Annotated in this window: 9 protein-coding genes; 6 read left to right on the top strand and 3 right to left on the bottom strand. The window is 67.0% G+C overall.

Annotation, left to right across the window (positions count from 1 at the left end; genetic code table 11):
* Window positions 1-3: 3 nt before the first annotated feature.
* Window positions 4-843, bottom strand: coding sequence for a response regulator (locus IFR23_RS02395; RefSeq protein ID WP_192974525.1), 840 nt, complete (start codon window positions 841-843; stop codon window positions 4-6).
* A 228-nt stretch (window positions 844-1071) separates the two neighbouring features.
* Between IFR23_RS02395 and IFR23_RS02390 the strand changes: the two genes are divergently transcribed.
* Both IFR23_RS02390 and IFR23_RS02385 read left to right on the top strand, forming a co-directional pair.
* Window positions 1072-1776 carry a hypothetical protein gene (locus IFR23_RS02390; protein ID WP_192974524.1) on the top strand — a complete coding sequence of 235 codons (705 nt, stop codon included), beginning with the start codon at window positions 1072-1074 and terminating at the stop codon, window positions 1774-1776.
* A gap of 45 nt (window positions 1777-1821) precedes the next feature.
* Window positions 1822-2931 carry a glycosyltransferase gene (locus IFR23_RS02385; RefSeq protein WP_192974523.1) on the top strand — a complete coding sequence of 370 codons (1110 nt, stop codon included), beginning with the start codon at window positions 1822-1824 and terminating at the stop codon, window positions 2929-2931.
* A gap of 66 nt (window positions 2932-2997) precedes the next feature.
* On the opposite strand, the gene IFR23_RS02380 is transcribed toward IFR23_RS02385, so the two are convergent.
* Window positions 2998-5280, bottom strand: a complete 2283-nt coding sequence (locus IFR23_RS02380) for an ATP-dependent helicase (RefSeq protein ID WP_342344857.1) — start codon at window positions 5278-5280, stop codon at window positions 2998-3000.
* Window positions 5281-5389: 109 nt separating this feature from the next.
* Between IFR23_RS02380 and IFR23_RS02375 the strand changes: the two genes are divergently transcribed.
* The 4 genes from IFR23_RS02375 (at window position 5390) to IFR23_RS02360 (ending at window position 9271) form a co-directional block, all read left to right on the top strand.
* Complete coding sequence (locus tag IFR23_RS02375) at window positions 5390-5785, top strand: GFA family protein (protein ID WP_192974521.1); 396 nt, start codon at window positions 5390-5392, stop codon at window positions 5783-5785.
* Window positions 5786-6142: 357 nt separating this feature from the next.
* Window positions 6143-6472, top strand: coding sequence for a UrcA family protein (locus IFR23_RS02370; RefSeq protein ID WP_192974520.1), 330 nt, complete (start codon window positions 6143-6145; stop codon window positions 6470-6472).
* 109 nt (window positions 6473-6581) lie between these two features.
* Window positions 6582-8228, top strand: coding sequence for an inorganic phosphate transporter (locus IFR23_RS02365; protein ID WP_192974519.1), 1647 nt, complete (start codon window positions 6582-6584; stop codon window positions 8226-8228).
* 95 nt (window positions 8229-8323) lie between these two features.
* Window positions 8324-9271 (top strand): hypothetical protein, encoded by a 948-nt coding sequence (locus IFR23_RS02360; protein ID WP_192974518.1) that lies wholly within the window; start codon window positions 8324-8326, stop codon window positions 9269-9271.
* On the opposite strand, the gene IFR23_RS02355 is transcribed toward IFR23_RS02360, so the two are convergent.
* Entirely contained in the window at window positions 9187-10419 is a 1233-nt protein-coding gene (locus IFR23_RS02355) for a glycosyltransferase family 4 protein (RefSeq protein WP_192974517.1), read from the bottom strand. The genes IFR23_RS02360 and IFR23_RS02355 overlap by 85 nt on opposite strands.
* Window positions 10420-10480: the final 61 nt, after the last annotated feature.

The following is a 10480-nucleotide window of genomic DNA, read 5'->3' as shown; positions in this document are numbered from 1 at the left end:
GCGTTACAGCGCGACGACCGCGGGCATGAAGACATAGCCGTTGCCGCGCACCGTGCGGATGATCTCGACCGGATCGACCGCGAGCAACTTGCGCCGCAACCGGCTGATGTTGACGTCGATGGTCCGACCGCGCGCGGTGCTGTCCGACCTGCCCGACCGCTCGATCATCTCGTCGCGCGAATGGACCTTTTGCGGCTCCATTACGAAGATGTTGAGCAACTGGAACTCGCCGTCCGTCAGGCGGACGGTGGTGCCGTCCGGCGCGTGGAGCAGACGCATGCGGGTGTCGAGCTTCCAGCCGGCAAACGCGAACGCCTCGACCGACGCCACGCGCGCAGGTGCGCCGGCGCTTGTGCCGGCGGAGATCACGCCACCCGTCGCCCCGTTTCCACGGCGACGCAGCACGGACCGGATCCTTGCGAGGATTTCGCGCGGGCTGGACGGTTTGGTGACGTAATCGTCGGCGCCAAGTTCGAGCGCGACGACGCGATCGACCTCGCCCGCGAGCGCCGAAAACATGATGACGGCGGGTGCATCGCCGTCTTGGGCCAGCGTGCGCAGGACGGACAGCCCGTCCTCGCCGGGCATCATCATGTCCAGAACGACGAGATCGCACGGCGACCGATCGAGCCGGGAGCGAAGCGCCGCGCCGCTCTCCACCGCCTCGGCGCGAAGCCCGTGATCGACGAGGAACTCGGTAAGCAGCTCGCGCAGTCCGGGATCGTCGTCGACGATGACGATCCGCGGACTTTCAGGTCGGATGCCGTCGGGTGCGTCCGGATAGTCGCCGTTGTCGGGAACGCGGGAAATGGGGGCTGGCAGCCCGTGATGGTTTGCGATCATGACGGTCTGATGCAGGTTATGTTTGTCCGGGATATGTCTGGACACCTTCCGTATATTAGCGCGCGAATAACGCGTCTCGTGACGGCTGCCGACGACGTCGACATTGTGCGAACCGCAAGACGGCGCTAGCGGCACGTCGCCATGTCGATCGCCGCCACCACATCCCCGCCTAAGTCCTTGAACTGGCTTCGGCCTTTGTCGGGACTACAGATACTCAAGCGTGGCGACGTGCCGATCACGCGGGTGCAGATCTATGGCCAGCGGTGCAGCGGGACGAATCTCGTCACGCGCGCGATCGAGGCCAACATGCCGGGCATCGAGATCACCGAGGCGTTCGGGTTCAAGCACTGGTTCGTGCCGCCGCAGACGTTGTTCGTGAAGGATACGCTGGTGCTGGTCGTCGCGCGCGATGCGTTCGACTGGGCGCGCAGCCTGCACCGCCAGCCCTGGCACGCGCATCCCGACCTCAAGGCCCAGCCGTTCGACGTCTTCATCCGCAGCCACTGGCACAGCTATTGGGACGATCATTTCGGTCACATCGAGCCGGGGCATCCGATGCAGGGCGGCGAGATGCTGCACGAACGCGATCCCGAGACGGGTGAACGCTTTGCCAATTGCATCGCCAAGCGCACCGCGAAGCTGCGCCATTGGTCGACGCTGACGAACCGCGCGCACAACGTGGCGTTGCTCGGCTATGATGCGTTCGCGCGCGATCCAGGGGCGTTCGTGACCGCTCTCGGCGCGGCGGCGGGAATCGCCTGCCGCGAGCCGTTCGTGCCGATCACCAGCTACAAGGGGCAAGGCCATGCGCCCTATGTCCCGACGCTCTATCCCCCGCTGGAATCGGACGATGCCGAGCACATTACCGCGTGGCTCGATCCCGAGGTGGAGGCGGCGTTCGGGCTCTCCGCCCGGCATGACGCGGTATATTAACGCACATCAATCGCGTTTCCGGGTGATCTCTCTAGGGTCGGCACCATGAGCAAGCCGATCACCTTCTTCATCCACCATCAGGGCCGCGGCCACGCGAACCGCGCGATGGCGATCATCCGCGAATTGCCGGCAACGCGCGCGGTGACGATCCTGACCGCGAAACCCTCGTTGTTCGACGGGTTCGAGCGGCCCATTACGATCGCCGCGTTGCCCGACATGATCGGCGCGCCGGTGCCGACGCCCGGCCTGTTCGCTCAGGCGACCCCCGAGGTGATGCACTGCGTCCCGCTCGGCGTGGCGAAGACGCGGGCGACGATGCGGACGATCGTCGACCATCTCGACGACGTCGATCCGGCGCTGTTCGTGGTCGACGTCTCCGCCGAGATCGCGCTGCTCGCACGGATCGCCAGCGTCCCCGCGATCAGCATCCGGATGCACGGCGACCGGCTCGATCCGGGGCATCTCGGCGCGTATCAGGCGAGCGTCGGCCTGCTCGCACCGTTCGGCGAGGCGCTCGAACAGGCGGACACACCGGACTGGGTGCGCGCCAACACCTGCTATGCAGGCGGCCTCTGCACGACCGTCGACGCGGTCCCGACCAAGGCGGAGGCGCGCGCGAAACTGGGGCTCGATCCCGATCGGGAGATCGTCGTCGTCCTCACGGGTGGCGGTGGTGCGGGAACGCCCTATGCGCCGCTGACGATGGCCGCGCGCGCCGTACCCGACGCGCTGTGGCTGGTGCTTGGGCCCGTCCACCGCGAGGGCCACGAGACCGATTTCGGCAATCTCGTCGAACTCGGCTGGGTGCCGGGCGTGACCGATCACATCGCCGCCGCCGACGTCGTCATCGCCTCGGCTGGCGACAACACCGTGCACGAGATCGCCCGCGTCGGTCGCCCGTATGTCTGCGCGCCCGAGTGGCGATATTTCAGCGAGCAGACGCGCAAGGCCGAACGGCTGGCGGAACTGGGCGCGGCGGTGGCGCTGCCGGCATGGCCGGGTGCGCTGACGCCGTGGCGCGGCATCCTCGACGCCGCCAAGGCGCTGGACCCTGCGGCGCTCGCGGACCTGTACGACGCCGACGCGGCAAAGGTGGCGGCGGACTATCTGGAGGATCTGGCGGTCTCGCTCTGGGCGCCCGCGACAGTCGGTTGAATTGCAATCCTCCCCCGCGAGGGGGAGGTACGCGATGAGCGCTGTCCGTTCAGCGCCGGCACCCGACTAGGGCGTGAGCGTCACGAACGTATCCATGACCCGCTTCCGGCCTGCGCTCTCGAAGTCGATCTCCAGCTTGTTGCCCTCGATCTCGGCGATCGCGCCGTAGCCGAATTTCTGGTGGAAGACGCGCATGCCGAGCGAGAGGTCGTCACGGCCCTTGTTGCCGAGGCTGATCGCGCTCGATCGGCTTTCGACGACTCGGGCGGGTTTGGTGGAGAAGGTGCTGCCGGTGCCGGATGCTCGCTGCCAGCCGGGGCCTCGGCCAGTGCCACGGGCGACGTCGGCGAACGGATCGGCGCGGTCGGACCAGTTGGCCTGCCAGAGGCTCGCACCGCCGGACATCGTGGTTTCCGTGTCGATGTGCTCAGGCGGAAGTTCGGCGACGAAGCGCGAGGGGATCGACGAGTTCCACTGGCCGTAGATGCGGCGGTTGGCGGCGTGGATGATGACGGCGAGCCGCCGTGCGCGCGTGATCGCGACGTAAGCGAGGCGGCGTTCCTCCTCGAGGCTCTTCACGCCGCCTTCGTCGAGCGAGCGTTGCGACGGGAACAGGCCTTCCTCCCAGCCGACCAGGAACACCGTGTCGTATTCGAGGCCCTTGGCGGCGTGGATGGTCATGATCGTGACCTGCGGATCCTGCGCCCCGCCCTCGTTGTCCATCACGAGGCTGACGTGTTCGAGGAACGCGCCGAGCGAGTCGTATTCCTCCATCGCGCGGACGAGTTCGCTGAGGTTCTCCAGGCGGCCGGTGGCTTCGACCGATTTCTCGGCCTGATACATCGCGGTGTAGCCGCTCTCGTCGAGCAACTGGCGGGCGAGTTCGGCGTGCGGCAGGCTGGTCGCCATGTCGCGCCAGCGGGCGATGTCGCCGACCAGCCGTCCGAGCGACTTCTTTGCAGCCCCGGTCAGTTCGTCGGTGTCGAGGATGCGGGCGGCGGCGGTGGTCAGCGGCGTGCCGGTGGCGCGGGCGAGCTGGTGGATGCGCGCGACCGCCTTGTCGCCGAGGCCCCGCTTGGGGACGTTGACGATGCGTTCGAAGGCGAGGTCGTCCGCCGGCTGGTTGACCACGCGGAGATAGGCGAGCGCGTCGCGGATCTCGGCGCGTTCGTAGAAGCGGAAGCCGCCGACGATCTTGTACGGCATGCCGATCGCGATGAAGCGGTCCTCGAACTCGCGCGTCTGGTGCTGCGCACGGACCAGGATCGCCACTTCGTCGAGGCTCTTGCCGGAGCGGCGGACGATGTCGATCTCCTCACCGACGCGGCGCGCTTCTTCGGGGCCGTCCCAGACGCCGATGACCTTCACCTTCTCGCCGACGTCGCGCTCGGTCCAGAGCTGCTTGCCGAGCCGCCCGCCATTGTTGGCGATCACACCCGATGCGGCGCCGAGGATGTGGGGCGTGCTGCGGTAATTCTGCTCCAGCCGGATGACCTTCGCGCCCGGAAAGTCGCGCTCGAACTTCAGGATGTTCTCGACCTGTGCGCCGCGCCACGAATAGATCGACTGGTCGTCGTCGCCGACGCAGGCGATGTTCTTGCGCTCCTGCGCGAGCAGCCGCAGCCAGAGATATTGCGACGAGTTGGTATCCTGATACTCGTCGACCATGATATATTTGAAGCGCTGCTGATACTGCGCGAGCACGTCGCGGTGCGTCTTCAGGATCACCAGCATGTGGAGCAGCAGGTCGCCGAAATCGCAGGCGTTCAGCGCGATCAGACGCGCCTGGTATTGCTGGTACAACTCGCCGCCGCGGCCGTTCGCGTAACGCTCGGACTCGCCGGCATCGATATCGGCGGGGACGAGGCCCTTGTTCTTCCACTGGTCGATCAGCCCGGCGAGGCTGCGCGTCGGGAAACGCTTTTCGTCAATATCCGCGGCGAGGATCAGCTGCTTGAGCAACCGCAGCTGGTCGTCGGTATCGAGGATCGTGAAGTTCGATTGCAGCCCGACCAGTTCGGCGTGGCGACGCAGCATCTTTGCAGCGATCGCGTGGAACGTGCCGAGCCACGGCATGCCCTCGACCGCATCGCCGACGAGGCGCCCGACCCGCTCGCGCATCTCGCGTGCGGCCTTGTTGGTGAAGGTGACGCTGAGGATCTCGGATGGCCACGCCTTTTTGGTGAAGATCAGGTGCGCGAGCCGTGCGGTGAGTGCCGCGGTCTTGCCCGTGCCGGCGCCCGCGATGATCAGCACGGGACCGTCGGTGGTCAGCACCGCCTCGCGCTGCGGCGGATTGAGGCCGCGCAGATAGGGAGGCTCTGCTTGCGGCGCGGACGTTTGGGCGATCTGGTTCACCGGTGAACAGGTAGGGAACGGGGGGCAAAGGGGCAAGCGGGTATGGCTTGCGCAGGTTGTCGATACGTGGAACAAGCCGAGAACATCACGGGAGGCGGACATGCTGGCGGGACGATGTCATTGCGGAGCGATCGGCTATGTCGCGGAGGGCGAGCCCGAGCACCATGCGCTCTGTCATTGTGGCGATTGCCGTCGCAGCGCAGGCGCGCCGATGGTCGGCTGGATCGCGTTCAAGACCGAGCAGGTGACCGTTTCGGGCGATCCGGTGACCTACGAATCGTCGGCGACCGGACGAAGGCAGTTCTGTGGAAAATGCGGAACGGGGCTGTTCTACGCCAACGCCGCATACCTGCCGGGGATTATCGATATCCAGTCCTCCACGCTGAACAACCCCGAAGCTGCGCCGCCTGGCGCGCATATCCAGGTCGCGGAGCGGTTAGCGTGGATGACCGACGTCGCCGCGCTGCCGGCGTTCGAACGCTATCCGGGCATGTAGGCCGCGCCCTATACGTTAATGCGGATAGGCGGCCAGACCGTGGCGTTTCATGTGGCTGACCGGGTGATTTGCTCGGTCCCGTATCACATTTTGGGTCGGCGTCCGAAGGAAATTGGCGAGTCGTGGCCGGTCCTAGCTCCGTTCGACGACGCGGCCGGTCGATTAATCGTATAAACCCGGACCGCCGCCGAACCGTCTCGGAAGCGACGCGCAAGCGTAACGATCGCGGCGTAGGGCTCGCGCCAGCAACGTGGTTCGTGATCGCAGAGGCCGCATTCAGAAAGGCCTTACGAAACGCAAGCCGTTGCCCGCGCGCTATCGAGCGTGCGGACCGCAGGACCATTTGAGGACATCATCATGAAGATCTCGATTAGCGCCGCTTGCGCGGCGATCGTCGGCGCATGCCTTTTATCCACCAGCGTCACGGCCGCGCCGTTACGCGATCCGGTCACCGTCCGCGTCAGCCTCGCCGGTGTCGACCTGACCAGCGAGGCCGGGCGGACCGCGTTCCAGCACCGCCTGCGAGCCGCGATCTCCACCGCGTGCGCACCGCGTACCGGCGGGCTCGACGCATTCGGCGACTCGCAGCAATGCCGGCGCGAAATGATCAAGGACGCCAGCGTCCAGGTGGCGGCGTTGCTCGGGCGCAACGGCGTGCAGCTGGCAAGCAACGTCGCGCCGCGATGACCCGCGAACGGGGCGGCACGGCTGCCGCCCCGTCTTCGGACCAGCCTCCCGCGACGTCTTGATCGGGCCTGTCATAAAGTTGTCATCGTTAGGGCCGACTGCACGCGCTATGGCTACCTCCACATTCACCGCGGATGCGATCGCTTCGACTCCCCGCAGCGGCCCGAAGCTCGATCATTCGCTGCATCCGTCCGGGCGGTGGATCTTCTTCGCGATCCTGCTCGGCGGGATGGCCTATGCCGGGATCAGCATCGCCACCGATACCGCGCAGGTCGGCGAGAGCTTGGCCGGCGGCGCATTCGCATTTCTCGCGCTCGCGTTGCTGATCGCACTCGGGTTCGAGTTCGTGAACGGCTTTCACGATACCGCCAATGCAGTCGCCACGGTCATCTACACGCATTCGATGCCGGCCCCGTTCGCGGTCGTGTGGTCGGGCTTCTTCAACTTTCTCGGGGTGATGCTGTCGTCGGGCGCGGTCGCCTATTCGATCGTCACGCTGTTGCCGGTCGACCTGATCCTCAACGTCGGCAGCGCCGGCGGTTTCGCGATGATCTTCGCGTTGCTGCTCGCGGCGATTCTCTGGAATCTCGCGACCTGGGCGGTCGGACTGCCCAATTCGTCGAGCCACGCGCTGATCGGGTCGATCCTGGGCGTCGGGCTGGCCAACCAGCTGATCAGCGGCGGTTCGGACGGAACGTCGGGCGTCGACATGGCACAAGTCTGGAAAGTCCTCTCCGCGCTCGCGTTCAGCCCGGTGATCGGCTTCGTCGGCGCGCTGTTGCTGCTGCTCGTGATGAAGCGGTTCCTGCGCGACAAGAAGCTGTACGAGGCACCCGAAGGTCAGACCCCGCCGCCGCGCGGCATCCGCGCGCTGCTGATCGGCACCTGCACCGCGGTCAGCTTCGCGCATGGCAGCAATGATGGGCAGAAGGGCATGGGCCTGATCATGCTCATCCTGATTGGCTGCGCGCCGACCGCCTATGCGCTCAACCGGACGATGCCCGAGAGCGCGACGCCGGCGTTCGTCCAGGCAGCGCGAGCGGCTTCGGCGGCATATGTCGCGCATGCCGACGGCAGGCCGGCGAATGTGGGTGCGGCGCGCACCGCCGTCACGCAGGCGCTGAAGTCGAAGCGGGTCGCAGATCCGGTCGTCTATGGTGCGCTGGCGACGCTGTCGGACGACGTATCGAGCCGGATCGCGGGCTATGGTTCGCTCGGCAAGGTGCCGGCCGCGGCGACGCCGAACCTGCGCAACGACATGTACCTGGTGCTCGACACGACCAAGCTGATCGCCGCCGACAAGGCCGCGCAGAGCCGCTTCACCGCGCAGGAAATCACGACGCTGAAAAGCTACAGCGGCAAGCTGGAACAAGGCACGCGGTACATCCCGACCTGGGTGAAGGTGACGGTCGCACTCGCGCTAGGCCTCGGCACGATGGTCGGGTGGAAGCGGATCGTCGTCACCGTCGGCGAGCGGATCGGCAAGACGCACCTGACCTACGGAATGGGCGCGTCGGCCGAACTGGTGGCCGCGGCGACGATCCTGCTGGCGGTGAATTACGGCATGCCGGTGTCGACCACGCACATCCTGTCGTCTGGCGTCGCGGGCGCGAGCGTCGCGAACGGCGCCGGGTTGCAGCGTCGGACCGTGATGAACATGGCCCTCGCTTGGGTGATGACGCTGCCGGTGGCGATGCTGCTGTCGGGCGCGTTGTACTGGCTCCTGCTGACCCTCGCGCATTCGCTCGGCTATTGAGAGCTACACCCGTCATCCGCCGGTAAGCGCCATTAGGCCGGGTGGCGACGACCGCCGCGGGGAACCGCTCGCCCGCGCTGCGGGTTGCCCGAACCATGCGATTACGATGCTCGATCTGTGGAAACTGGGACTGGCTCGCGCGTGCGGACTGGTGCGAATGTAGCCATTGCCGCCTGCTGGTGCGCGACGTGCGCGAAGTCGGTGCGGTCGCAAACGAGATCGTCGCAAGGCTCGAAAGCGGGCTGGTCGATCTGGAGCGCGATCCGGCGGAGCGCTGGATGCTCGACCCGGCAGGGTTGCGGAACGCGGCATGGCGGTTCGGGTTCGCGGTGGAGCCGGTCGCCGTTGCGCAGGGCGACGTCCGCTTCCCCCCGGATTACCGTCCCGGCCGCGCGCATGCGACGCGCGCGACGACCGTGCCTCACCCGACAGGGCTCGGCATCATGGCGCGACCTGCCGATGGCGCCGACATCGTCGAGATCGCCACCCGCTACCGCGACACCTTCCCCCGAATCGTCGTGCTGCTCGACGGCACCGCAGCCGAGGCCGGTGAACTCGCCGACCGTCTTCCGTGGATCGAGATCGCGCATCATCCGCTCGCCGGCGATTTCGCGGCTCAACGCAACCGTCTCCAGGACGCGATGCAGACCGACTGGGTGTTGCAAATCGATACCGACGAGCGGCCCGACGTCGCCTTGCTCGACGCGCTTGGCTGGCTGGTCGCGGCGGCGGACCGAGATGGGCTACGGTCGCTCGGCTTGCCTCGCCGCAACATGGTCGATGGCGTGCAGTCGGCGTCGTATCCGGACATCCAGTACCGCCTCAACCGCAGCGACATCCGCTTTGCCGGCCGCGTCCATGAACGCCCGGTCGTGCCGTTCGTCGAAAGCTCGCTGGCGCTGACCGGTGCGCTCGAACACCGGCTCGATGGCGAGCGGGTGCGCGAGCGGACGCGGATCTACGAGGCGATGTCGGCCGGTGCGGGCAGACCGGAGGACGAGACGTTGCTGCTCGCGGTCTTCGACTCGGTCGCGGTGCGATAGACCGCAACCGTCTGCGCACCCAGTGTCGCGCGCGTGAACATCCCCGCGGCCCGACGACTTGCCGCAGCATAGTGTGTGCGCAGCGCCGGATCCTCGATCAGCCGCTGCACCTGCGTCGCCAGATCGTCACCGGTGCAGCTCCTCGCCAGCAGCCCCGCCCCGCTGTCGCCGATGAACAGCCGCGCGCTCGGGTCCTCGGCGCAGGCGACGACCGGGCGGCCGAACATCATTGCCTCCTGATACACCAGTCCGAAGCTCTCGTATCGCGACGGCGCGACGATCACGTGCGCGGATCCCATCAGGTCGTGCAACGTGGCTTCGTCGACGCGGTGGTGGCAGGTCAGGCGCGCGCGGGCCGAAGCGGGGATCGCGCCGACGTCGTTCGCGTGCACACCGACGATCGTCAGGCGGAACTCGCGCATCCCGGCGTCGGCGCGGCGCGACAGGATCCTGAGCGCCATGATCAGCGCGTCGAAGCCCTTGCGATGCTCGTCGCGGCCGACGAACAGCAACTCGATCGGCTCGCCGACCGGGTAGGTCGCGGCCGTGCCGCGCGCGACGATCTCCGGCGGCAGGCTGAGCCCGATCACCGCGTGGCCCGCGCCTTCGCCGGGCGCCGCGACGCCGTACAGCGTGGCGATCTTGTCGCCGTGGAGTTGCGTGTTCGAGATCAGCGCCTTGCTCAACCGCGCGGCGATGCGTTCCGCCAGCATTGCGGCGCGTCGATCGAACCGGTCGCGCAGGCTCGTCACGGTCCCGGCCGACGTCGCCGCCGGTGTCGAGTTGCGAGTCACCAACGGTGCGGGGCCGGTGAGCGCGATCGCCAGCCCCGGCGCGTACCAGTTGGTCGCCTCGACCACGTCGAACGGTACCCGGCGATGCTCGCGCGCCACCGCGCGGCGGAACGTGAACGGCGCGACCAGATGCCCGATCCCGGCGACCTTGCGCAGCCGGGCCGCGAACGATCCCTCACGCAATCCACACCCGATCACTGAAACCCGGCCGTCGCTGCTGTCTTCGCGGCGGTCCATCGTGAACACGCAGACATCGTTGCCAGCCTCCGCCAGCGACTGCGCAATTTCGCGTGCCGCGCGGGTAAGTCCGCTCTTTTCAGGAGGATAGGCCCAGGTGAGTAGAGCAATCCTCATGCCGAGTGATCGCAGGACGACCGGGGCGCCGCAAAGAACGTAATAACCTGTGTCAATACAA

It is taken from the genome of Sphingomonas sp. CFBP 13603 (assembly GCF_014892665.1).
GTDB lineage: Bacteria > Pseudomonadota > Alphaproteobacteria > Sphingomonadales > Sphingomonadaceae > Sphingomonas.
The sequence above is the reverse complement of the archived record's forward strand: the minus strand, read 5'-3'. Positions and strand labels throughout refer to the sequence as shown.